Source organism: Marinimicrobium agarilyticum DSM 16975, from assembly GCF_000423345.1.
Classification (GTDB): domain Bacteria; phylum Pseudomonadota; class Gammaproteobacteria; order Pseudomonadales; family Cellvibrionaceae; genus Marinimicrobium; species Marinimicrobium agarilyticum.
This window is the reverse complement of the sequence record NZ_AUHU01000007.1, coordinates 1-23,825: the sequence shown is the minus strand read 5'-3', so window position 1 is coordinate 23,825 and position 23,825 is coordinate 1. Positions and strand designations below refer to the sequence as shown.

The window sequence follows — 23,825 nt, the reverse complement described above, 5'->3', positions numbered from 1 at the left end:
ACAGCCTGCGAGGGCATTTAACGCAGTAAGGATTAGCCGCTCCTTCAGGAGCGGACAACAGATTAACAACTGATGATGGAGTCATACATGATGACCACTATGAAAAAGCAGGGCTTGAGTCTGGCATTTGTTCTGGCCTTTTTGGCCGGTTGTTCCAGCACCGATACCACCGAAGACAGCGATACAATGGGTGGCGCTGGTGACGGGCAAAATGGTGGTGTGACCACCGGTACCGCCGACCGCGAAGGCGTGACCTCTGGCTCCGGTATGGACGGCGATGACGAAATGCAAGAGCTGGATACCATCGTCTATTTTGACTTTGATCAGGCCACTCTCAAGCCCGATGCCCGCGCTCTGCTGTTGGCGCACGCCGAACGCCTGAAAGAAAACCCCACCGATGTTCGTCTTGAAGGCCACGCCGATGAGCGCGGTTCGCGCGAGTACAACATGGCACTGGGCGAGCGTCGCGCCAACGCCGTGCGTGACTTCCTGGTGCTTCAAGGGGTGCGTCGCAGTGATCTGGAAGTGGTCAGCTATGGGGAAGAACGCCCGCTGGCCATGGGTAGCAGTGAGTCTGCCTGGTCCCAGAACCGTCGTGTTGAAATCGTGTACTGATAGCCATGTTGAAGCCATTAATTGCCACCACCGTGCTCGCAGCCTCGACGGTTGTGGCGCCCATGCTGCACGCTCAGGCGAGGGTCGAGGAATCCGAGCCGCTCTCTGGCGCTCAGGTTGAGCCATCGGCCAACGAGGGCACCACTACCAATCTGCAGACGGAGATGTACTTCCGGCTGCAGAGTCTGCAGGAAGAAGTGCTTGATTTGCGCGGCATGGTGGAAGAGCAAGCCAATGAGATTCAGCGCCTGAAACAGCAGCGCATGGACGATTATCTCGACCTTGATCGCCGGATTGGCGAGCTGACCCGTCAGATCGGTGGCGGGGCTTCCGGTGGTGCTGGCGCTGAAGGGGCGGCGGTCAATACAGACGGTTCCCTTGGCGGTGGCGGTGAGCGTGCCTCGGAAACAGAAATGTACCGCAATGCCTACGAGCTGTTGCGTGACCGGGACATAGACAAGGCGATTCAAGCATTCAATGCCTACCTGGATGAGTATCCGAAGGGCAATTTCGCTGGCAACAGCCATTATTGGTTGGGCGAGATCTATCTGTTGAATCAGAACCTGGATGACGCCCAGAAGTGGTTTGAGCGTTTGTTGCGCGAGTTTCCCGATGATCGAAAACGCACCGATGCGCAGTACAAGCTCGGTCGTGTTTACCATCAGCAGGGGAAAAACCAGCAGGCTCAGGAGCTGTTGCAGGATGTGGCCTCCGGTACCAGCGATGCCGCTCGGTTGGCTCGGCAGTATCTGGAGGAAAATTTCCAGTAGCGGGGCGGATTTCAGAGGCTAAAGGTCAGTCAAGCAGAAAAGGGCCAAGCAGAAAAAGGGCGGGGGCCAATGCGATGCATTGGCCCCCGTGTCGTTTCGATCCCTGTCATAGTCTCTGTCCTTAGAGCTGTCGCTTGGGTCCGAGCGCCGTCCCGCGCTTCCCTGACCCGTCTTCCCTCGTCCTTATCAGTCCTTGATTGCAGCATCCCTTGCGCCTTGCGTTCCTCCCTGGGCCTGTTCCCTGCCTTAAACGTTCTTCCTGCGTTGTCCTTTTCCCGGGAACGGAGTCCTTACCGATTCCACTCTCCCTGGGCGGTGAATCATTCACCGGATTCCTCTGGAGCCTCCCTGGCTCTGATCAAAAAGGCGCTTCCATTGACCCTACTTGGTCGACGTCACTTCCTGTGTACCTCCCTGTTACTGCGTATTCTCTCGAAAACCGCGGTGGGAAAATAGTGGCGAACGTCGGCAAGTTTTGTAGGAGATTGACCATAGTCGAACGACGAATCGTCCGACATTGGCCTGAGAGGGGGTGGGCCTGAGGAGGGTTGAGCCCGCGGTGAGTGTGTTAAGAGAGGGCTAAATGATCCGGTAGCAAGGCTTGTAGGCGCGCCCGGGCAACTTCATGCGGCTTTGGGCGACAAATGACGACAGCAACTCATCGACCGGCTTCATGATTTCCGGGTCGCCGTGGATCTCAAAGAGCCCGTGCTCTTCAATCGCCCGGATTCCCTCATCTTTGACGTTGCCTGCGACAATTCCCGAGAACACCCGTCGCAAGTTCGCTGCCAACTCGTGGGAAGCCTGGTTCTTGTGCAGCTCCAACGAGCGCATATTGGCATGAGTGGGCGCGAAGGGCCGTTGAAAGCCGGGGGCGATTTTCAGTTGCCAGTTGTAGTAGTAGGCATCGTCTGTGTGTTTGCGGAATTCGCGCACGTGTCTGACGCCCTCAAGCATTTCGCGCGCGACCTGGATGGGATCGTCCACAATGATCTGGTAGCGCTGTTGTGCCTCTTCGCCCAGGGTCAAGCCAATAAATTCGTGAATGCGCTCGAAGTAGGCGGCAGAGTCCGCCGGGCCAGTGAAAATCAGTGGAAAGGGAATGTCCCGGTTCTCAGGGTGCAACAGAATCCCCAGCAGGTAGAGAATTTCTTCCGCGGTACCGGCCCCCCCGGGAAACACGATAATACCGTGCCCGGTCCGCACAAACGCTTCCAGCCGTTTTTCGATATCCGGCAGGATCACCAGCTCGTTGACGATGGGATTGGGCGCTTCGGCGGCGATGATGCCAGGTTCGGTGATACCCAGATAGCGGTTGCCCTGAATTCGCTGTTTGGCATGGCCGATAGTGGCGCCTTTCATCGGCCCCTTCATGGCGCCGGGGCCACAGCCGGTGCAGATGTCCAGCCCGCGCAGCCCCAGTTGATAGCCCACATCCTTGGTGTAGTCATACTCCTCGCGGCTGATGGAGTGGCCGCCCCAGCAGACCACAAGCTTCGGGTCCACGCCCGAGTGCAGCGTGTCGGCGTTGCGTAGCATGTGGAAGACCGCATCCGTGGTGCCTTCCTGAGTGTTCAGGTCAAATTTCGGATTGCTCTGAATTTCGGCGCTGGCGTAGAGCACGTCGCGCAGTACCGCGAACAGATGTTCGGTAATCCCGCGAATCATCTTGCCATCGACAAAAGCACTGGCGGGCGCACCTTTCACATCCAGCTTGATACCGCGCTCTTCCTGCACGACCTGAATGGAAAAATCCCGATAGCGCTCCAGCAGCTCTTTGCCATCATCCAGGTAGTTGCCGCTGTTGAGCACCGCCAGCGAGCAGCTTCGAAACAGGGTGTAGAGCCCACTTTGACTGGCATCCAGGAGTTTGGCCATTTCGACCTTGGAGAGCACTTTCAAAGGACCAACCGGAGAGACCACCGCATCGATGGTATCGGAGGTGGGGTGACTGTCGTGGGTTGATCCGGTGTAGGGTCGAGTCGCTTGGTTCATAGAAGTTGCCGTATCCATTTTTGAATGTCGAGTATCGCTAGCGGTCCACGCAAGTTGTTTTCAACAGCCTGCCATTTTTGAGTGTAGCGGCATTTGGGGGACGAAGGGTAGCCCTATATACTGCAACACTTTAACAAGCCGCCACTGTTTTGGAGAGTCTATGAGTGAATTGCCCTGCGTCGAAGTGGAGCCGTCGCAACCGGCCAACAGCAGCGTCATCTGGCTGCACGGGCTGGGTGCCGACGGGCACGACTTTGCCCCGCTGGTGCCCCAGCTGCAATTGCCCGCGTCGTGTCACACGCGCTTTGTGTTCCCCCATGCGCCGCGCATTCCGGTGACCGTCAATGGGGGCATGGTCATGCGCGCCTGGTATGACATCCAGGAGCTCAGCATGAACATTGAGCGCAAGGTGGATACCGAGACCCTGCATCGCTCCCAGGCCCAGATTGATGCGCTGATTGAGCGCGAAATCGAGCGGGGCATTGATAGCCGAAGTATTGTGATCGCGGGGTTTTCCCAAGGGGGTGCACTGGCGTATCAAACCGCGTTGAGTTCGACCCGTCCACTGGCCGGTTTGCTGGTGCTCTCCGCTTACCTGGCGGGAGCGGAGCAGCTTGAGCGCAGCGACGCGAATAGAGCCACGCCAGTGTTGATTCAGCACGGCGTCCAGGACCCGGTGGTGCCGGAGATTCTCGGCCAGCGCGCCAGCGAGCAGCTCAAAGCCTGGGGTTACCCGATGGCCTATGAGCGCTACCGGGTAGAGCACGGGGTCTGCCCGGAGCAGATCCCCGTGATCAGTCGCTGGCTGGGAGAGCGGCTCTCGGGTCAGTAGGCGATGGGCACGTTTCAGGCGCCCAGAATGCCCCGAATCTGATCGAGCTCGTCCTGGCTGAACGCAAGGTTGTTCAGCGCTTCGACGGAGTTTTCGATCTGTGCCGGCCGGCTGGCCCCGATGATGGCGCTAGTGACCGCCTCGTTGTTCAGCACCCAGGCCAGTGCCATTTGTGCCAGGGATTGGCCTCGCTGTTGGGCAATATCGTTCAGTGCCTGAACCTTGCCCAACTGTGCCTCGCTGATGTCTTTCTCGCTGAAATAAATCTGTTCGTTCCGCGCGGCCCGGGAACCTTCGGGCACCCCCTTCAGGTATTTGTCGGTGAGCATCCCCTGGGACAGGGGGGAGAACACGATGGAGCCGACCCCTTCGTGTTTGAGGACATCGGTGAGGCCGTCCTCAATCCAACGGTCGAACATGTTGTAGCGGGGTTGGTGAATCAGCAGCGGCGTTCCCAGGGATTTCAGAATCGCGATGGCTTCTTGCGTTTTTTCCGGCGAGTAGTTGGAAATGCCGGCGTACAGCGCCCGACCGGAGCGAACGATGGTATCCAGTGCGCCCATGGTTTCTTCCAACGGCGTCTCCGGGTCCATGCAGTGGGAGTAGAAAATATCGAAGTATTCCAGCCCGGTCCGCTTCAGGCTCTGATCGCAACTGGCGATCAGGTATTTGCGTGAACCGCCAATGCCATAGGGCCCCGGCCACATGTCGTAACCGGCTTTGTTGGACACAATCAGTTCGTCCCGGTAAGGCGCCAGATCCTGTGCGAAGACTTGCCCGAACGTCGTTTCGGCCGATCCGTAGGGCGGGCCGTAGTTATTCGCCAGATCAAAGTGAGTGATGCCCAGGTCGAACGCCTTGCGCATCATATCGCGGGCATTGCTCAGTGAGTCGACGCCGCCAAAGTTCTGCCACAGCCCCAGGGACAGGGCCGGCAGGCGCAGGCCACTCTGGCCGCAGCGCGGGTACTGCATGCGCTCGTAGCGCTGTGGGTCGGGACGATACGGAGGGTTGGGTTCTGTCGTTAGCATAGTGTCACTCTTATGGTGGGTATTGACCGAGTGCCTATGGTAACGCAATGAGAGCGGAGAGTGGACCGGCGGTGCCTGGCACCGCCGGTCGGGTCATCAAGCCGGTTTCACTCAGCCTCGAGCGGCCCAGACTTTACACCAGCCTTCAGCCTTTACCTGTTTGCCGGGGAAGAGGTTGCAGCCCACCCACTCGGCTTCCAGGTCCCCTTTGGCGTGAATGCAGTTCCGGCACTGTTGGCCTTCGGTTTCACTCACCTCTACATAAGCCAACGCCTTGGCCTGGGGGTCGTCTGGGGAGAGCTGTTCCTCCTGGGCCTGAACCGTATAGGCGGGAATCAGGGTGACGCCAGCGGTCGCCGCCGACAACTTCAAAAAGTCTCTACGTTTCATGGATCCAACTCCTGCTTCTGGCATTAAGTCACGGTGTGGTTTACGGATTTTTTTCAAACTTTAGCACAGTCCGCTTTCACTCCAGCGGTGAGATTCATCGCGGGAGTGGCAACGGTTGATACCGCCGCCATTGGAAATACGTATTGTCGCGGCGTAGGGAGCACCCCTTTAGCGGTTTTTTGAGCCCCTGTAGCGAGATAAAGCAACATTTCAAAATGTTGTTTAAAAAGGCAACGTTATGAAAATGTAGTACTATTAGGCTACATTGTTGAGAGGCAGAATGAGGAGCATGCAATGGCGGAGATAGCGGTGTTGACCGGAGATCTGATCAATTCCACTCGAGTCCAACAGCCCGAAGCCTTTTCACGGCGTTTAAAAACGCTTCTGAACGGGTTGGAGCAGGATTATGGTGCCGAGGCCGGGACTTTTCGGGGCGATGGCTTTCAGGTCACCCTGGAGCGCCCTGGCGAGGCGTTTGAAGTGGCGCTTAGGCTACGGGCCGGGCTTATCGGCGCCAGCCCCAGCCGTTCTGACCGCTGGGATGCCCGCATTTCGATCGCGTTGGGGGCCGCCAAAGGCCCGGAGGGCGGCTTCGGCTCGGCCTACACCGACTCCGGTCGGGCGCTCGACCAGATGGAGCGCGAGACGCTCCGGTTCCACGCGGAGCGAAAGCAACTGACCCTGGCTCTGGATCTTGTCACCGCCTTTGTCGATGACATTCTCTGCCAGTGGACGCCGAGTGAGGCCGAGGTCTACTTCGAGCACCTGTGTCGGCCCGAAGGGGGGCACAGCGCCATCGCCAGTCGCCTGAACAAGAGTCGGCCCACCGTGACCCAGGCGCTGCTGCGGGCCCGGTACAACCTGCTCGACCGTTACCTGCGCGACAGCCGGCAGCTGATGGAGGCGGACTATGCCTGATTACGCCTATGAGCTGTTATTGGCCCTGTTGTTGGTGCACTTTCTGCTCGACTTCCCCTTTCAGCCCGGGCGCTGGGTGGCTGCGCGGTATAAAGATCACGCCGCCGCGCCCAGTCTCTATGTGCATGCGCTGCTGCACGGGCTGGGGGCGGGTGCCTGTTTTGCCGCCCTCGCGGGGCCGGGCTGGCTTTGGGCCGGGGGTGTTTTTGCGGTGGTGTCGGTCAGCCACTTTCTGACCGACTGGGGCAAGTCGTTTCTGCCGCGCGCCAGTCTGGGGGCCTTTGTGCTCGACCAGGTGCTGCACTGGGCCGTTTTGGTGGTGCTGTGGGGGTTTTGGGCGGGGGCCGATGTCAAAGCCTCTCTGGCACCTTTCTGGTCGGCGCCGGTGTTGTTGGTATTGCTGGCCTACTTGCTGGTGTTGTTGCCCTTGTCTGTCGTGGTCAGCCTGGGGCTTGCCCCCTGGATCAAGGAAATCAGACAGCTCGAGAGCGAGAACGAATCCCTCACCAAGGCGGGGGCGATGATCGGGTATCTGGAACGGGTACTGATTCTGACTTTCGTGCTGTTGGATCAGTACACGGCTATTGGCTTTGTCCTGGCCCTGAAAACCGCTTTTCGCTTCAAAGACACCGACGACCGACGCAAAGCCGAGTACATGATGATGGGCACCTTCCTCAGCTTCTCGTTGACCATCGGTATTGGCTTGGGTGTGCGCTACCTGCTGTCCTTGCTGTAGGGAGCGGGTAGCGCCAAGTGCCCTCTCTAAGCGGCCTTCAACAGCTTCAATAGCGCCTCGGCCGAGGCGGCGGAGGACGGTGGGTTCTGCCCGGTCACGAGCTTGTGATCGGTGATGACGTGCTCTTTGAAGTCGTCATCCTTCGTATATTGGCCGCCGTGGTGGCGCAATTCATCTTCCACCAGAAAGGGAACCACCTCGGTGAGCTGCACGGCTTCCTCTTCGGTGTTGCTAAAGCCGGTAAGGTGTTTGCCTGCGACCAGGGGCCGGCCGTCCGGCTGTTTGGCATGGCGCAGCACGCCGGGGGCATGACAGACAAAACCCATGGGTTTATCGTGCTCGTAAAAGTGTTCGATCAGTTTGACCGAATGCTGATCTTCAGCGAGATCCCATAACGGGCCGTGACCGCCCGGATAAAAAACTGCATCGTAATCTGTCGGCTTTACATCCGATAGCCGGTGGGTGTTGGCCAGTAATGTTTGAGCCTTTTCATCGTCACGGAAACGGTCGGTATCGGGGGTTTGGGCGTCGGGCGCGTCGCTCTTCGGATCCAACGGAGGTTGCCCGCCTTTGGGGGAGGCGAGCGTTACCGTCGCTCCGGCGTCCACGAAACGATAGTAGGGCGCCGCGAATTCCTCCAGCCAGAAACCGGTTTTCTGACCGGTGTTGCCCAGGGTATCGTGGGAGGTCAGCACCATTAAAATATTCATCGCGTTTCTCCTTTTGCTTGTTCGGAATGATCTGCTTGTGGCGTTAGGCTCCTGGGTCGCCCCATGAGTTCAGTCGGTTTGCATAAATTTACGCGCCAACCGGGAGAAGTGATCACTGGCTCGCCAGGCCGCACCGGCGGGAAGGCGGTAGTCCTGTTTGCCCCGCGCGCTGTAGTCAACGCCCACGCCGGGCTCTTTTGGCATCTGGTAGTAACCGTTTTTGATAATGGCAGGGTTGGTGAACACCCCTTCGTGCACACTGCGTTCTTCCTCGGCAACGAACTCGAGAATATCGGGCACTCCCGCCAGGTTCGCCGGGCCGAACAGGGCCTGCTTGATGGCCTGAACGTTGCGCATGCCTTCGCACAGCCCAATACCGCCGGTGTGGGGGCAGATGCGTACATCCCGACCTTCTTCCCGGGCCTTTTGCGCCATCAATAAAATCGCCAGGTTATCGCCGATACCCCCTACGCGAGAGTAGTCCATCTGGATGACGTCAATGGAAAATTTCTGCAGGCTTTGGCCACTTAAATCCGGCGCGTGCATCAAGTCTTTGAACGTGGTGGGGCTGGCGCCCTGCTCGCCGGTGGAAATGGGCACACGTAAGGGCGGGTGATAGTCTTTGAAAGCCCGATCGAGCGCCTGCTGAAGCTCCACGTGCGCCATGGCACTGTGCTGATTGCAGGGCTCTTCAAACCATTCGATCTGATACTCCGGGCTGGCTTCATACAGCTTCAGTGCCAGCTGGTGGGCAAAAATGAACGCCGAACGGCTGTCGAACACCTGATTACTGTCAATCGCCACCTTCATCCGTTCCGGGCGAGGGTCTTCCCGTTCTATGGTTTCGAACACCAGCCGCATGCGTTCGGCGTCGTCATTCGCCGCTTCCAGCGCCAGGCGGTCAATGTCTTCGCGGGACAGCGCCAGGCGTTCTTCATCGGCTTTCATACGCGCGGCGCTATAGCTGGCGCCGACTTTGATTTTGATCTGGGGCCAGCCCGCGTTCAGCATCTTGCGGGTCTGATCGATCAGCCCCTCCTTGCTGATGCCGCTCCAGCCGGCGGTGTTGTAGGCCAGAAGGCCCTGTTCATAAACCTGATGGATGCGCTCCGGTTTGCCCGCCTGGGCGCGCTGGAGTAAATCCAGCGCTTCGGCGGGACTCAGGACATCGCCAATCGGCTCGAAGTCGATAAACTCCAGCAGGTCCTCGGGTGTCATGTCGGCGATCAGCTCCCAGGCCGGCACCTGCTGGATTTTCGCCGTCAGGTCCCAGAGCGCGTTGGCCACGGCGCCAATGGCCATGCGGGAAACCCCCACGCCTCCTAGCCAGCTGTAGTCCGAATCCTGCAACATACGCTTACAGAACCGGCCCAGGTTGCCGTTTTTGTGCAGCTCGTTGGGGGCGGGCAACCCGTCTTCCTGCAGCAGGAACCGGTTGGCAACATCGCGGGTGACCGAGCACATTTCTTTCAGCCCGTGACCGTTGGTGAAAATCACACTGGTGCCACGCAACTCCGGATGATCGGTCAGAATTTCCAGAACGGCGTTGGCATAGGTCGGACCGCCTTGGGCAATATTGCGCGCGTCCCCGCCAAAACCGGTGGGGGGTGCGCCGATGGGTTGAACATCAATTCCGGTAATCGCAACCATGCTGAGAGCCTCCTGTTGGTTGATGGAGTCGGCATCGCAGTGTTGTTGTATTCGCCGACGTTGAGATCAGTATAGATGAAGCTGGGGCAGGGGTCCGAGCCGCCACCCGTCTGGATGGCGGCTCAACGGTTGGTGAGTTAGTGGTTCCTTGACCTCCCGGAATAGGCGGGTTTACTCATCCCAAACGGGTGCAAAGTCCGGGTTGGCAATACGCTCTCCGGCGTCCAGTGCGTCGATCTTCTGAATCTGCTCTACGCTCAGCTCCAGGTCCATCGCCGCCAGGTTGGCCTTCTGGTGCTCTGGCTTGGTGGAGGAGGGGATGACCACCACACCCTGCTGGGCGACCCAGGCGAGTGCGACTTGAGCGGGGGTGACATCATGCGTTTTGGCAATGTCTTGCAGGACAGGATCTTCCATGACTTTTCCGACCGCCAGGGGCATATAGCCGGTCACCTGCAGGCCTTTGTCCTGACAGTGCTTGATGAGCTTCTTGTTGGAAAGGAACGGGTGCACCTCAATCTGGTTGGTCACAATATGCTCGCCCCCGGGCACGGATAGGGCTTTGTCGACCTGGGCCATGGTGAAGTTGGAGATACCGATATGATTGGTCAGCCCCTTCTCCCGGGCTTCGTTCAGTTTACCGATGTAGCTTTTCATGGGCACAGCGTTGTTGGGAGAGGGCCAGTGGATCAGGGTCAGGTCAACGTAATCCAGACCGAGCTTTTTCAGGCTTTCCTCAAGGCTGGTCAGTGGTGCATCGCCTTCCAGCTGTTCGTGCCATATTTTCGTGGTTACGAACAATTCCTCGCGGGGGATGCCGCTCTCTCGTATCGCTTCGCCGACTTCCACCTCGTTTTCGTACATCTGGGCGGTATCGATATGCCGATAGCCCAGTTCCAGGGCCGATTTGATGGAATCTTTCACGTCCTGACCTTTCAGGCGGAAGGTGCCCAGACCAATTGGCGGAATTACGGTATTCTGTGGCATAGGATGCTCCTAGGTTTTCCGGGACAAATTTACGTGAACTGCCCTAAGAGTTGGCACCGCTCAATGCGCTTTTCAACCCTGGGCCTTATCCTAGCGATTCATAAGCCACAGCTAACCCCAACCATCCATCCGTAGTGCGGGAGGGCGAAAATCCGAATATTAAAAGTATTATAATATTTCAATAAAGTCTAGAAGCCGGGTGGAAACCGGGCTTCAAGTTCATTAAGGTAGCGCTGCCTGATGATATTGTATGACTAATAAGGAGAGTTATCGTCTCTTCATGGGGCCGGATGTATCCAAACCAATAACGTTTCACAATAACTCGGAGACATTATGCGCCTGAATTATCTCTACCAATTCTTTACTTCTCTACTCCTGTTGATGCTGATAAGTGTGTCCGCAAACGCGCTGAACCTCTCAGGAGGCACCGAAATACACGACCCCGCGACCATCATGCGTGATGGGAATACCTACTGGACCTTTGGCACTGGTGACGGCAACCAGGGCATTGTCAGCCGTTACTCGACCGATTTGATCAACTGGCAGCACGGTGGTGCGGCAGTGTTTGCGCCGGGTACCTGGCCCAACTGGATCAACGGCCAAGTCGCCAACTTCGACGGTAATTTCTGGGCGCCGGACGTCATAGAAATGAACGGCCGCTATTACCTGTATTACTCGGCCTTTGGTGGCAATGGTGGCATGGAGTCCGCTATTGGCGTTGCGGTAACCGACTCACTCAATAACCCCAACTGGCAGGACCTGGGCATGGTGGTCTCCACCCGCACCGAGCCCCAGAGCAGCCAGGGCGAGCCGGTCAATGCCATCGACGCCGGTGTATTCCGGGATGCCAACGGTGGTGTCTGGATGGCCTATGGTTCGCACTATGCCGGCATTTACGTGACGCAGATCGACCCGAACACGGGGCTGCGCCTGAACAACAACCGCTACCCCGTGGTCGGCAACGGCGGTGGTTGGAATGAATACGAAGCCGCCCAGGTTCAATACATCAACGGCTACTACTACATGTTTGTCAATTTGGGCGCGTGCTGCGCGGGCAACCAGAGTGACTACTACATCGTCACTGGCCGCTCCACCAGCCCCACCGGTCCCTACATCGACCGCAACGGCGTGGACCTCTGGCACGGGGGCGGCACTACCGTACTGGCATCAGCTGGTCGCTATATCGGTCCCGGGCACTTCGGTTACTACAATTACAATGGTCATGACCTGGCGAGCATCCATTATTACGATGGCAACACCGCCGATGGCTGGCCTTCGCGTCTGGACATTCTGGAACTGAACTTCCAGAATGGCTGGCCCACCTTCAACCGCAACTTTGCCCTGGGCGACGGCAACGATGGCGGTTCTGGCGGCGATGGTGTTGAAGGTCGCGTGACGCTTACCTCGGTACACAGCGGTAAACTTCTGGAAGTCGCTTCCGGCAGCCACGACGATGGCGCCAACGTGGTTCAGTGGGAGCCAAATGGCAGTGCCAACCAGCAGTGGGACATTACCGACCTGGGTAATGGCTACTATTCCATTCGCGCCGCCCATAGCGGCAAATCACTCGACGTGTTCGAATGGAGCCAGGAAGACGGCGGTGACATTCGTCAGTGGGCCTACTCCGGTGGGAACAATCAACAATGGGAGCTGGTTCCTCAGGGAAATAATCAGTACGCCATCATTTCCCGTTTCAGCGGCAAAGCTCTGGACGTGTACGACTTCAGTACGGAGAACGGTGGCAACATCGTTCAGTGGAGTTTCAACGGCGGTAACCAGCAACTTTGGACGCTGAATCACGTCAACTAAGTGATGCTCGTGCTCACCACAGACCCCCTCTCCGGTGAGCACGCCCGACCCACAGAAAACGGCATGATAGACTTCGGTTTTCGTTCCCACTAACCGTTGCGCTGTCATGCCGTTTTTCGAATCAATCAACCGTCTGTTTCCCCTCTGGGCTATTGCCTGTTCTATCGTGGCAATGGTTCAACCCCATTGGTTTATCTCCTTGGCGCCCGCCATTCAGGGGCTCCTATCCCTGGTGATGTTCACCATGGGGCTCACTCTTTCCCATCGCGATTTCTACCGCGTGGCGCGCTCCCCGAAACCGATCGTAGTCGGTATGGTGCTGCAGTTTACGGTGATGCCCTTGGCGGCGTTAGGCATCGCTATGCTACTGCAGTTTGACGAGATGCTCACGGCGGGCATGGTGCTGGTGGGCGCCACAGCGGGGGGTACCGCCTCCAACGTGATTACCTGGCTGGCCGGCGGTCGGGTGGCGCTCTCGGTATCCATGACCCTGGTGTCCACATTGATGTCAGTCGCGCTAACGCCCTTGCTGACCTGGCTGTTGTTGGGCACGGGCATCAGTGTGGATCTGTGGGGAATGCTCCTCAGTATTCTCAAGATGGTCATGGTGCCGGTTGTGCTCGGCATACTGCTACACCCACTTTTGGCTGGACAGATTCAACGTTGGGAGTCGGCACTGGCGTCTCTCGCCATGGCCGTGATCGTTCTGATCATCGCCATTGTCGTGGCGCTCAATGCCGACAAACTGCTCAGCCTCGGGCCCATCATTGCGCTTGCGGTCATCGCCCACAACGGTTTCGGGCTCACTGTCGCCTACGCCAGTGCCCGCGGCCTCGGTTTTGACCAGCGCACCGCCCGGACCCTCGCCATCGAAGTCGGCATGCAGAACTCGGGGTTGGCCGTGGCGTTGGCCAATCAGTTTTTTACCGCAACGGCGGCCTTGCCCGGCGCATTGTTTTCTATCTGGCACAATATTTCAGGCTCCCTACTGGCCAGCTACTGGAAAAGGCGGCCCGTTGACGAGAAATCTGAGCACCAATAACCGCCGGAAAAAAGCTGCATACGTATTCATACCCATGCATACGTATGCAGCTTATTGTCCCCTCTGACACCTACGCCTACCATCACTCTGAATAATGTTTAAATAAAACTTCCAGGAGTGATAATAATGACAACGTCCAAGAACCACTGGTGTCGGCTGATTCTTGCCGCTCTGATTTTAAGCGGTGGCTTGCTCATCGGTTGCGGCGGCTCCTCATCCGGCGATACTGCGCCCACGGACGACGATGTCGTCGATGACGGCAATAACGACGACGATGATGGCGGTGATGACAACGACGACGGGTCCGATGAAGAGGTCGGTCCACTAACGTGCGATAACCCCACCTACGACGACGCCATGAACCTGAGAATCTATCAGGTAATGACCGAGTCTTTCATTAGTGGCGACGCCAGCATCGGTCACGGCGTAGGGTACGGTACCAGTCATCATCGCGGTGATATTCAGGGCATCATCGACAGCCTGGAGTACATTAAAGGTCTCGGCTTTAACGCCATTTGGTTGACCCCCATTTTTGACAGTGTGCCCCTGGCGGATCAGGACCTGGCGGCAGACCGGCTGGATGCCACCGGTTATTACGCGAGCAATTACTTCGCCATTGATCCCGATTTCGGTTCCATGGAAAAAGCGCGCGAGCTGGTGGAAACCGCTCATGCGATGGGTTTGTATGTGTTCTTTGATGGCGTGTTCGGGCATTTTAAAAACAATGCCGAAGAATACCCGTCTCCCGGCGAGCAAACGGTGACCACCGAGGGTGGTAGTGTCGCGGGCACCGGCCGGCTGGCGGTCTACCCGGATGACCTGGACTTCTTCAAAGAAGTGGCCACCTATTGGATTGAAACGCTGAAAATCGACGGCTGGCGCCTGGACCAGGCCTATCAGGTCCCTCTGGATGCCTGGGTCGATATTCGGGCTGCGGTGGAAGAAGCATCGGCCTCCGTCACCTACACCAACGCCGCCGGCGATGAGGTACACCCGCTGGGTTACATGGTCGCGGAAATATGGAAAGGGGAGGGCGACATCGCCGCTGAAGCCTACGGCCCCGAAGACGATCCAGCGCTGTGCTCCGCGTTCGACTTTCCGGTGCGCTACGCCCTGGTACAAGCCCTGGCTGTGGAAGAAAGTGGTACCCGCAACGCCACGGCGGCCCGATTGAACACCGGTTTCGTTACCCACACCCGATACCCTGACCACGCCATCCCCAACGGCTTTATGGGCAACCACGACCTGGTACGTTTTGGGGATTTATTGCAACGGAGCGATATCGCCGACCCGAGTGAAAACGGGTTTTGGGCCCGCCACAAAGCGGCCTACAGTTTTCTCGCCGCATACTCCGGCCCCATTACCCTTTATTACGGCGAGGAGATCGGCGATGAAGTGGCGGGCTTTGCCGATCCGGTGACGGCGAACTGTGCCGATCAGGGCCTGTGTGATGATCACGTTTCGCGCAACAGTGGCAAAGTTGAAGGGCTGCCCTCCGGCGTTGATAACGAGGTATTCAACGCGAACGCCCAGCAAGCCGACCTGCGAGATTATCTCTCGGCGTTGATGCACTTGCGGGCGCAGGAGCCGGCACTGTATCGCGGCGAACGCACACCGATTACAGTACCGCTGGAGTGGGTGACGGACCTTTACGCTGCCCACAAATCTCACGAGGGCGAGGCCATCGTGTATCTGTTGAACGTGAGCGACCAACCGGTGACGGCGACCTTCGACGCTTGTGCCCTGGGTAGCGCGGGGGATCTGACCGATTTGATGAGCGAGGAAACCCTCAGCGCGGTCGATGGCCAGTACACCATCGAAGTGCCCGCCACCACCGGTCGTTTTCTCAAGCTTGAGGAACCCGTCGAAGCCGGCCCCGGTTGTGGCGGTGGCGGAAATGGCCCGACCGGGGAAGGCCCGCTGGCCGCCTGTGATGCGCCCGATGCCGATGGAATCGGCCCCCTGGAGACCTCCATGTACATTCGTGGAAGCTATGTCGGCGGCAACAACTTCGACGCAACGCCGATGGCCCGAAAGTTCGGGTACAAGGGTGACAACCTGTATCAGGTCGTGGTCACTGAATCCCAGGAAACGAGCTATGGCTTCAAGTTCGCCAACAGTGACTGGAGTTACGAGTTCGCCGTGGCCGGCAGCGCAGCGGTGCAACTGGGGATGGAACAGCCTTTGGCCGTGGCTTCCGGTCCGGGCACCGAATCCACGGTCACTATTTCAGAGCCTGCGGACTATGTGTTCAGCTTTCAGCTCAATGAAACCCTCGACGGTGGCACCATGATGGTCAGTCAGTGCCCTTAAATACAGACTCTCCGGTGGCATGACCTTTCAGGGGCGCTTTGGCGCCCCTTTTTTGTAAGTCCACCAGGGTGACCTTCCGTTCGTAAACCGGTACTCTACGCACTTGTCTGATAAATAAGCTTAGTGGGAGAGGCAACATCATGAAAGGGCCTATGAGTGGGTGGAAAGCGCTGGGGTTACTGTGGGTCTTGGTTCTGTCGGCGGGCTGTCAGGCCCCGCCAACCCAAAAAGCCGACACGGTCTACCTGTTCTCTTCATTCCGGGGCAATGGCGAAGGCGGCCTGCATCTGGCCTACAGCCGGGACGGGCTGACCTGGACCGCGCTGCGCGATGATCAGTCCTTCCTCAAACCTTCCCTCGGCGGCGGCCTGATGCGTGACCCCTGTATTATCCAGGGGCCGGATGGGGCGTTTCACATGGTCTGGACCACCGGCTGGGAAGACCAGGGGCTGGGGGTGGCCCACTCCGAGGATTTGGTGAACTGGTCCGAACAGCAGTTCGTGCCGGTGATGGCCCATGAACCTGAAGCGCGCAACACCTGGGCACCGGAAATTTTCTGGGACGAGCAAAACAAGCAGTATGTGATTTACTGGGCCACCACTATCCCGGAGCGTTTCCCGGAGACCGCCAGCACAGGTGACGACGGGCTGAACCACCGAATTTACTACACCACCACCCGGGATTTTGAGAGCTACACGGATACCAAACTGTTTTACGAGCCGGGTTTTAACGTGATCGACTCCACCATTGTTCGCGATGGCGAAGGCTATGTCATGATCCTGAAGGATGAGACCCGCCACCCGGCGGAGAAAAACCTGCGAGTCGCCCGTAGCGATAGCCTCTACGGCCCCTGGAGCACTCCCTCAGAGCCGTTCACTCCGGATGGCGTATGGGTCGAAGGCCCGACGTTACTGCGCACCGGCGAACACTTCATTGTCTACTACGACGAGTATATCGAGCACGAGTACGGAGCCATGCGCACCCGCGATTTTGAAACCTGGGAGAACATTTCAGACCGGATCGACTTCCCCGAGGGGACTCGCCACGGTACGGTGTTCACCGTGCCGGAGTCTGTCTTGGAAGAAATAAAGCGGAAGGTCTCGGAACCGTAAACCAAGGCGGCGGTTAGGGGCCACCTACGTGGCCTTTACCCGTCCGTAAAGGCGGACGGTGTCCGCGCCCGGCATGCCCCAAAACTCACCAGCCGAGGTGGAGCACTGTCGGGCGGTCATCGCTTCCCGACACCCTTGCCCGTACCAGTAGTGCAACAACTGGATATTGGCCGAACCGGTGGCACTGCCCTCGGGCTGGCCATACTGGGGCGCGAAATAGCGAAGCACATAATGGCGGTTTTCCCGGGCGGTAAGAATCAGTGCGCGTTCAGACGCATGCGTTAACCCAGGTAAGTCCGGTATGGCCGCTCGCACCATCTCCTCGGATTCGAGCTCAACAATCGCGTAATCACTTTCACTGCCGCAAAGGGCGCCGCTTCGCACCCGAGCTCCCACAATGCGTTGCCACACCCCCGTTTCTTGCAGCGGTTGCTGCCCCAGAGGCATGCTCTCATAACCGAAGCCTTCCCCGTCTCTGAAGACTCGAACCGTTTCCTCAGTGGTGCGCAGGTGCACCGGCGTGCGCGCGCTTTGACCACAGTGCTCGCTCAATACCCAGGCCGCAGCCAGAGCGCCCGAACCGCAGCGCAGAATAGGGTGGCCATTGGCGAAAAACCGTACTCGAAGTGGCGTATCGCCCTTACTCGCGCCGGGCGCCTCCAGCAGAACGAGCGTGTCGCTGGTGTGTTGAGACTGTTCGAGGAAGGGGGCCTCTTCCAGGTGCTCCCGCAGGAATACCGAGTGAGCCGTGCCCAATGCGCCTGGCCCGACGAATGTGGCGACTCGATAATCAGGCGCCATGGGCCTCACTCCTGGTGCTGGTCATTTTCAACCGCCGGTGACCCGCAATAAATGAACACTGAACAGAGCGTCGTCATCCGTCCAGCACTTGAGTGCCTCGTAACCGGCTCGCCAACACAGCGCCTGAAACTCAGAGACCGTATATTTATAGGAGCTTTCGGTGTGAATGCTCTCACCCTCTTCAAACAGAAACGCTTCGCCATCAATTTCGATACGTTGGGGCTGGGTGCTGACCAGATGCATTTCTATACGGCCGAGACGTTCATTGTAGAAAGCCCGATGCTCGAAGGCACTGGTGTCGACTACCGCGCCGAGTTCGCCTTTCATGCGTTCGAGAACGTTGAGATTGAACTGGGCGGTAATGTCGGCGGAGTCATTGTAGGCGGCGGTGAGTATCCGGTCGTCCTTTTTCAGGTCGACACCAATCAATAGCGTACCGCCCGGGCCGAGCAGAGACTTGAAGTTGCGTAGCATTTCAATGGCGTCGTCGGGCTCGAAGTTGCCAATACTGGACCCGGGGTAGAAGCCGATTCGCTGTCCGTCCGAGGGTTTTGCCAGGGTAATCGGTTCGCACAGATCGGCACACAGGCCGTGTACCTCCAACCAGGGATAATCGCTGGAAAGCCTGTTGGTAGACTCGATCAAAAACTCCCGTGAGATATCCACGCCGATGTACGTTTTCGGTCGAAGCCCTTCCAGTAACACGCGTATTTTCTTACTGGCACCGCAGCCGAACTCCACCAGTTCACAGCCAGTGCCGGAGAGCTGCGCGATCTCGGTCCGGTTCTCGTGCAGAATGCCGATCTCCGTGTCCGTGGGGTAATACTCCGGCTGCTGGCAGATCTGTTCGAACAGCTCGGAGCCGCGTTGATCGTAAAAATACTTGGGAGAGAGGGTTTTGGTTTCAAGTGACAGACCTTTGAGCACGTCGGAGCGGAAACTGTCTTCTTTGGGTGAAAAGTCGTAAAAGTGCGTAGCCTTCATTGGCGGATTCCTTCTGCGAGTCGAATGCCGGTAAACTGCCACCGATCCGGCGGATAGAAAAAATTTCGGTAACTGGCCCGGATATGCCCGGCGGGAGTGACGCAGGAGCCACCGCGAAGCACCATCTGGTTGATCATAAACTTGCCGTTGTATTCCCCGACCGCGCCGGCTTCCGGTTCATAACCAGGGTAGGGGCTGTAGCTGCTGGCGGTCCATTCCCAAGTGTCGCCAAATAAGGGGTTTACGCCATCGGCCGGCGCGGGGTGAAGGCGACCGGATTCGCGCAGATTACCCTCCACTGGTACAGTTTCAGCGGCCAGTTCCCACTCCGCTTCGGTGGGAAGCCGTTTACCGCAGAAGCGGGCGTAGGCATCCGCTTCATAAAAGCTCACATGGGTTACCGGCTCATTCATGTTCACAGGACGTTCACCCGAGAGGGTGAACTCGTACCAGCGGCCGTTCACAAGACGCCAATAAAGCGGATGCTTCCAGCCCTGCGCCGTCGCTTCGGCGAACCCATCCGATAACCAGAACTCCGGTCGGTCATAGCCACCGGCTTCAATAAACGCCAGAAACTCACCATTGGTGACCAACCAAGGGGAAAGCCGGTAGGGCTCAAGGTATACTTTGTGACGTGGGTGTTCGTTGTCAAACGAAAAACCTGACCCGGTATGGCCGACCTCGCACAGGCCGCCCTGATATTCCCACCACTGCGACGAGCGGACTGTCGAGCCAGCGTCATCATTGGCGACGTCTGATGGCGCTGATTGGTAAACGGGTTTGATCGGGTTGAGGGAGAAGCTGTATTTGAGGTCTGTGAGAAGCAGTTCCTGGTGCTGTTCCTCATGGTTGCACCCGAGCTCCAACAATTTGCTCACAGCCGGCAAATTTTCCTGATCGCAAGTGTCAATCAACTGGTTGATGGACTGATCCACTGACGCTCGGTAGGCCATCACTTCATCGATCGTGGGGCGCGTCAGCAGTCCCCGCATAGGCCGCGCAAACTGTTCGCCGACGGCGTTGTAATAGGAGTTGAACAGATGTTGAAACGCGGGGTGAAAGTCTTTGTAATCGGGAAGAAATGGCTGGAGGAGGAAAGTTTCAAAAAACCAGGTGGTGTGAGCCAAATGCCATTTGGGAGGGCTGGTTTCTTTAACCGCCTGTAGGCAAAAATCTTCTGCCACCAGCGGCTGACACAGTTCGACCGAAGCGGCTCGAATGCCCTCGTATAATCGGCCCAATAGTGCGCGCTGACTGGGCGGCTCCAGACGCCGCCAGGTCTCTCTGTCGTTGAGTGACGCAGGGCCTCGCGTGCTGCTCCCGCCGGTTGCCGCTAACTCACTACCCCTGATCATAATCGGTCCTCGGGCATGTCAATGGTCAGTGTTGCTTCGAAACCTTGACATCAATGCTATCACTCTTGTTCCGAGAACCGCAAAAGTGCCCCTTCAATCGGCCGGCGACCCCCTTTGATGGATTCTGATTGAAGGTTTTGGCGCCATAAAGCCGAGTGAAAGGAAACACGATTGGTTCCCGGGTGGCTGTACCATGGCTTGCTGCGCGCACTGGTTTGTCCTGCAGGCAGGAGGCGCGGTACTCTTCGTCCTGCGGCTAACGTTCTTGCAGTATCGCCCTCCAGACCCTACCAGCGTCTATTCTCCTGGGTGCGGTTAAGCCTGCGAGGCAGTTTCTCCTTTCACCACGACACAGTTACGACCTTTGTTTTTGGCCCGATACAGCGCCGTATCGGCGTGCTTGAAGGCATCCTCGAAACGGTCGCTCCGTTCGGCCTGGCAAACACCGATACTGATGGTGACCCCTTGACTGCCTGCTTCGGGATGGGTCTCTGCCTTAACCGCTTGGCGCAGGCGTTCGGCCAGTGGGAGTGCGGATTGGCCGGGCGTGCTGGGCAGCACCACCACAAACTCCTCACCGCCCCACCGTGCGGCGATGTCGGTCTCTCGAGTATGCGTGAGAATTTGGTGAGCGACCCGCTGGAGTATGAGGTCACCCACGCTGTGGCCGTAAGTGTCGTTCACCGGTTTGAAGTGGTCGATATCGATCACCATGACGGTCACCGGCCAGCAGTTATCGTCGGCTTCAATACGCCGATGATATTCGGTCATCAGCCCCGGTCGGTTCATTAAGCCGGTCAACGCATCCTGGCTGGAGAGCGCCTGGTATTTTGCTTTCTCTTTCTGTTCATTTAAGAGTACCTGGCGCAGGTAAATAATTCGCCCCAGGCCAACCGCAATCAGTGCAACCACCCAAATGAACAGAATTCCCAGATACCAGTTTTCCGCAGAAATCCAATCGCCGACAAACGTGACCCGGTTGACCTTGAGTTCGTGCTCGCCCAGCGTTGAAGGGTAGGCGATGTCAATTCCGAAGGTCAGTACCTTGTCGCGGCTCGCGGTTGAGAACTCTCGGGGCACATTTTGATCGTTTACCCACCAGTCGGCGACGAGGAACTCCCCCATCTGGACCACAAATTGTTGGTCAGTTTCGGTGGAGGGGACATAGGCGCTCAAGTATTTGGCAGTGCCCGACCGCACGGGTTCCTCCGTGTCGGTGAAACCGGGGACAAACTCGGTGAGGTAGAGGCGAAGCTTCTGATTGCCGCCTTTATAGTCTACGTCAATATAAGCGCGACGATAACGACTTAGATCAACAGATGGCTTCGAGGCTGTATCGAAATGGATGTGAATACCGCAAAAAGGTGGAGCGGGCAGATCTGACTCTCGCAGTACGCAACGAAAGTGATGAGCACTTTCATCAATCCAGTGGGCGCTGCTGGCGCCTCCGTGCATGTCGTCGGCGTAGATATGAGCCACCCGGTCTGGATCGGGAAGCCATTCCCAGTGCTTTTCGGGCAACACCGAGTGCCCGGCCACGGCGAGTAAGGTCACCAGCGCCAGGGCAAATGCCGTTCGGCTAAAAAATCGGGAATCCTGCATGGGCTACTAAAACGTTAATTCAATAAGCTGTAGCCTAGCCTAAAGTGAACAAAAGTGCCAAGAATTCCATTTCCACAGAAATAGCGCGCTCTTAATTCAGTTCGTCGCTCCGAAGAATTCATAGCAGCTGGACACGGTCTTGCAGGAATGGGCGCCGGAACCCTGGCCGATTCACCTTGTCTACCAGCGACAGGCACTGATTCCGAAGACGCTGCGCGCTTTCATCGATTTCGCTGCCTTGCGATCAGGTAACTTCTGATTTGGGTGAATAGACGCCAATCTCAGAGAGAGCGGTACTCCTATCGATTGATTAAATCCTAATTAAGGATGGCGGGAAAGCAATCATGAAAAATCTCCGATCTTTGCTTCACCGGACGGTTCCCAGTCTGGCATTTCTGTTGGTTTTCTCGCCTGCGATGGCTTTTTCCGAAGAAGGAGATGACTCGAATATATATGAGAATTGCTCCTCGGGTGAACTTGCCTCCATCGCGAAAGTATGGGGATTTCTGAAGTACTATCACCCTGGGTTTAGACGCGGAAAGTTGGATGTAGACGAGTTCCTGTTTGAGGGGCTAAACCAAATTTGTCGAGAAGCATCTGAGGGTGTCAGCAGCTATTTTGATAAATTTGTTCAACGATACAGTGTGTATGAGAGGGTCAATACCGCATCGGGCCTGGAACAGTTGTTATCCCTTGGCGGTGAGTCTGGTCAAAGGCTACAGGCCGATCTCGAAACTAGCCAAATACCTCAGTGGATATACGATGATCCAAATATTACCCTTTCCGCACGAAAAAGCCTTTTGGAGGTTTTTGGCTATTCTCGGGAAAGTAACAGCTTCTATAACCAAATTGATCAGTCTACACATATGTCTAACTTCGGGAATGAAAGCCATTACCCCAATCAAGGCTTGACGGTGGAGCTAAGAATTCTGTCGCTTTTCAGGGTATGGAACGCGGTGGAGTACTATTTTCCCTACAAGGAATCCATTCCGGGAGGATGGGGCGGCGTTTTGAGGGAAGTGGTTTTTGATTTTGTGAGTGCGAACAGTGATGCTCTGTACATAAAAGCCATGCAGAGGCTTTTAGTGAGAATGGAGGATGGCCACGCCGCAATATCCGAAGATGAGAACGATTTGAGTCGGAAGATATTTGGAGACAAGCTGGCGCCGGTAATGGTGACTTATGTGGATGGCAAGTTCTGGGTGAAAGCCGTTCTTCGTACAGCTTCTGGCGCCAGGGAAGAATTGGCCGTCGGGGATTCCATTCAAAGTGTTGGTGGAAAAAGCGTTACTGACATCAAGCGTTATCTTGAGCAGTATGCATCCTCATCGAACCAACATTTCAAAAACCAAGTGATTGCAAAGTACCTAACGATATCGAACAAGGATAACGTTTCTCTGGAAGTGGAAAGGAATGGTGAAACTCTGAAGTTGACCGTTGAGACGGTAGATCGAAGTGATCATCATAGAATGCAAAAGAGTTGGGCTGCCAGAAGCCATGGCCAGGTTTTTAACAAAGGCGCTACATTGTATCTTCACTTAAACGCCTTCAGTGATGTCGATTATAGGAAGAGCTTTGATCAGTACCAGAATATCATTATGGATCTCCGAGGCTACCCTTGGGAAGCTGATAATGCCGACGTAATGAAGTATTTTCTTGATCAGGGTGTTCCCTTTGCCGCGATCCGGTTCCCCAGTTCGACGCGCCCTGGAAGCTTCAGCACGGAGACAATAGCCAGAACCCTCCTGAAAAAAGAAGGTAGTTTTGAGGGGTCACTCTTTGTGCTTGTCGATCATAATACCCTAAGCGCATCAGATGTAGTAGTCCAGACTTGATCTGACAGTTACCGGTTTTTCCGATGGTGTCTGTCAGGTCAAGTTCAGCCTACGAACTTTTCCTTCCAGATTCGCTTGCCATCTTCCAGGGTTTCCATTGGCGTCCTGCCGCAGCACATTTTCCCCTGGTGAGTACGGTGATGATTGTACTCATGCAGCCAGTCGTCCAAGTCCGACTGAAGTGCCTCCAGCGTATCGTAGATCTTACGCCGTAGCGTGGCCTGATAAAACTCCTGCAGCACTGTCTTATGGAATCGCTCACAGATGCCATTGGTCTGCGGGTGTCGAGCCTTGGTTTTGGTGTGTTCTATCTCATTCAGCGCCAAGTATAGCTGATA

Annotated in this window: 21 protein-coding genes; 10 read left to right on the top strand and 11 right to left on the bottom strand. The window is 56.9% G+C overall.

The window, feature by feature from the left end:
- Nucleotides 1-87: 87 nt before the first annotated feature.
- Nucleotides 88-615, top strand: a complete 528-nt coding sequence (pal, locus tag G547_RS0108570) for a peptidoglycan-associated lipoprotein Pal (RefSeq protein WP_425411492.1) — start codon at nucleotides 88-90, stop codon at nucleotides 613-615.
- A gap of 5 nt (nucleotides 616-620) precedes the next feature.
- Entirely contained in the window at nucleotides 621-1,385 is a 765-nt protein-coding gene (gene ybgF / locus G547_RS0108565) for a tol-pal system protein YbgF (RefSeq protein WP_027329506.1), read from the top strand.
- A gap of 579 nt (nucleotides 1,386-1,964) precedes the next feature.
- On the opposite strand, the gene ppnN is transcribed toward ybgF, so the two are convergent.
- Nucleotides 1,965-3,380 (bottom strand): nucleotide 5'-monophosphate nucleosidase PpnN, encoded by a 1,416-nt coding sequence (gene ppnN / locus G547_RS0108560; RefSeq protein WP_051235103.1) that lies wholly within the window; start codon nucleotides 3,378-3,380, stop codon nucleotides 1,965-1,967.
- 160 nt (nucleotides 3,381-3,540) lie between these two features.
- On the opposite strand from ppnN, the gene G547_RS0108555 reads away from it, so the two are divergent.
- On the top strand, nucleotides 3,541-4,212 hold the full coding sequence (locus tag G547_RS0108555) for an alpha/beta hydrolase (RefSeq protein ID WP_027329504.1): 672 nt from the start codon (nucleotides 3,541-3,543) through the stop codon (nucleotides 4,210-4,212).
- 14 nt (nucleotides 4,213-4,226) lie between these two features.
- On the opposite strand, the gene mgrA is transcribed toward G547_RS0108555, so the two are convergent.
- Together mgrA and G547_RS0108545 are read right to left on the bottom strand one after the other, a co-directional pair.
- The gene (gene mgrA / locus G547_RS0108550; protein WP_027329503.1) at nucleotides 4,227-5,243 is read right to left on the bottom strand and encodes an L-glyceraldehyde 3-phosphate reductase; all 1,017 of its coding nucleotides are present in this window, start codon (nucleotides 5,241-5,243) and stop codon (nucleotides 4,227-4,229) included.
- Between the two features lie 111 nt (nucleotides 5,244-5,354).
- On the bottom strand, nucleotides 5,355-5,633 hold the full coding sequence (locus tag G547_RS0108545; RefSeq protein WP_027329502.1) for a high-potential iron-sulfur protein: 279 nt from the start codon (nucleotides 5,631-5,633) through the stop codon (nucleotides 5,355-5,357).
- Between the two features lie 294 nt (nucleotides 5,634-5,927).
- Between G547_RS0108545 and G547_RS0108540 the strand changes: the two genes are divergently transcribed.
- Together G547_RS0108540 and G547_RS0108535 are read left to right on the top strand one after the other, a co-directional pair.
- Nucleotides 5,928-6,551, top strand: coding sequence for a hypothetical protein (locus G547_RS0108540; RefSeq protein WP_027329501.1), 624 nt, complete (start codon nucleotides 5,928-5,930; stop codon nucleotides 6,549-6,551).
- Complete coding sequence (locus G547_RS0108535) at nucleotides 6,544-7,287, top strand: DUF3307 domain-containing protein (protein WP_027329500.1); 744 nt, start codon at nucleotides 6,544-6,546, stop codon at nucleotides 7,285-7,287. The genes G547_RS0108540 and G547_RS0108535 overlap by 8 nt, the downstream gene beginning before the upstream one ends.
- Before the next feature lie 26 nt (nucleotides 7,288-7,313).
- Here G547_RS0108535 and G547_RS0108530 read toward each other — a convergent pair whose 3' ends face one another.
- The 3 genes from G547_RS0108530 to dkgB all read right to left on the bottom strand — a co-directional run bounded on the left by G547_RS0108530 (nucleotide 7,314) and on the right by dkgB (nucleotide 10,634).
- On the bottom strand, nucleotides 7,314-7,997 hold the full coding sequence (locus G547_RS0108530) for a type 1 glutamine amidotransferase domain-containing protein (protein WP_027329499.1): 684 nt from the start codon (nucleotides 7,995-7,997) through the stop codon (nucleotides 7,314-7,316).
- Nucleotides 7,998-8,066: 69 nt separating this feature from the next.
- Entirely contained in the window at nucleotides 8,067-9,647 is a 1,581-nt protein-coding gene (locus G547_RS0108525; protein ID WP_027329498.1) for an enolase C-terminal domain-like protein, read from the bottom strand.
- Nucleotides 9,648-9,818: 171 nt separating this feature from the next.
- The gene (gene dkgB, locus G547_RS0108520; RefSeq protein ID WP_027329497.1) at nucleotides 9,819-10,634 is read right to left on the bottom strand and encodes a 2,5-didehydrogluconate reductase DkgB; all 816 of its coding nucleotides are present in this window, start codon (nucleotides 10,632-10,634) and stop codon (nucleotides 9,819-9,821) included.
- A 333-nt stretch (nucleotides 10,635-10,967) separates the two neighbouring features.
- On the opposite strand from dkgB, the gene G547_RS0108515 reads away from it, so the two are divergent.
- The 4 genes from G547_RS0108515 to G547_RS0108500 all read left to right on the top strand — a co-directional run bounded on the left by G547_RS0108515 (nucleotide 10,968) and on the right by G547_RS0108500 (nucleotide 16,910).
- Nucleotides 10,968-12,443, top strand: coding sequence for an RICIN domain-containing protein (locus tag G547_RS0108515; protein ID WP_027329496.1), 1,476 nt, complete (start codon nucleotides 10,968-10,970; stop codon nucleotides 12,441-12,443).
- Nucleotides 12,444-12,549: 106 nt separating this feature from the next.
- A complete protein-coding gene (locus tag G547_RS0108510) occupies nucleotides 12,550-13,485 on the top strand; it encodes a bile acid:sodium symporter family protein (protein ID WP_027329495.1) in 936 nt (311 codons plus the stop codon).
- A gap of 126 nt (nucleotides 13,486-13,611) precedes the next feature.
- Nucleotides 13,612-15,798 carry an alpha-amylase family glycosyl hydrolase gene (locus tag G547_RS0108505; RefSeq protein ID WP_036187806.1) on the top strand — a complete coding sequence of 729 codons (2,187 nt, stop codon included), beginning with the start codon at nucleotides 13,612-13,614 and terminating at the stop codon, nucleotides 15,796-15,798.
- Between the two features lie 152 nt (nucleotides 15,799-15,950).
- Nucleotides 15,951-16,910, top strand: a complete 960-nt coding sequence (locus G547_RS0108500) for a glycoside hydrolase family 43 protein (RefSeq protein WP_027329493.1) — start codon at nucleotides 15,951-15,953, stop codon at nucleotides 16,908-16,910.
- A gap of 24 nt (nucleotides 16,911-16,934) precedes the next feature.
- Here G547_RS0108500 and G547_RS0108495 read toward each other — a convergent pair whose 3' ends face one another.
- The 4 genes from G547_RS0108495 to G547_RS0108480 all read right to left on the bottom strand — a co-directional run bounded on the left by G547_RS0108495 (nucleotide 16,935) and on the right by G547_RS0108480 (nucleotide 21,652).
- Nucleotides 16,935-17,711, bottom strand: coding sequence for a PhzF family phenazine biosynthesis protein (locus tag G547_RS0108495; protein ID WP_027329492.1), 777 nt, complete (start codon nucleotides 17,709-17,711; stop codon nucleotides 16,935-16,937).
- Nucleotides 17,712-17,738: 27 nt separating this feature from the next.
- The gene (gene egtD, locus G547_RS0108490) at nucleotides 17,739-18,695 is read right to left on the bottom strand and encodes an L-histidine N(alpha)-methyltransferase (RefSeq protein WP_027329491.1); all 957 of its coding nucleotides are present in this window, start codon (nucleotides 18,693-18,695) and stop codon (nucleotides 17,739-17,741) included.
- Nucleotides 18,692-20,050 carry an ergothioneine biosynthesis protein EgtB gene (egtB, locus tag G547_RS0108485; RefSeq protein WP_084645803.1) on the bottom strand — a complete coding sequence of 453 codons (1,359 nt, stop codon included), beginning with the start codon at nucleotides 20,048-20,050 and terminating at the stop codon, nucleotides 18,692-18,694. Before egtB ends, egtD begins: the two co-directional genes overlap by 4 nt.
- 315 nt (nucleotides 20,051-20,365) lie before the next feature.
- Complete coding sequence (locus tag G547_RS0108480) at nucleotides 20,366-21,652, bottom strand: GGDEF domain-containing protein (protein WP_027329489.1); 1,287 nt, start codon at nucleotides 21,650-21,652, stop codon at nucleotides 20,366-20,368.
- 344 nt (nucleotides 21,653-21,996) lie between these two features.
- On the opposite strand from G547_RS0108480, the gene G547_RS0108475 reads away from it, so the two are divergent.
- Nucleotides 21,997-23,487 carry a S41 family peptidase gene (locus tag G547_RS0108475; RefSeq protein ID WP_027329488.1) on the top strand — a complete coding sequence of 497 codons (1,491 nt, stop codon included), beginning with the start codon at nucleotides 21,997-21,999 and terminating at the stop codon, nucleotides 23,485-23,487.
- Nucleotides 23,488-23,531: 44 nt separating this feature from the next.
- On the opposite strand, the gene G547_RS20695 is transcribed toward G547_RS0108475, so the two are convergent.
- Nucleotides 23,532-23,825, bottom strand: a 294-nt coding sequence (locus tag G547_RS20695; RefSeq protein ID WP_027330490.1) for an integrase core domain-containing protein, incomplete at its 5' end; no start/stop codon positions are given.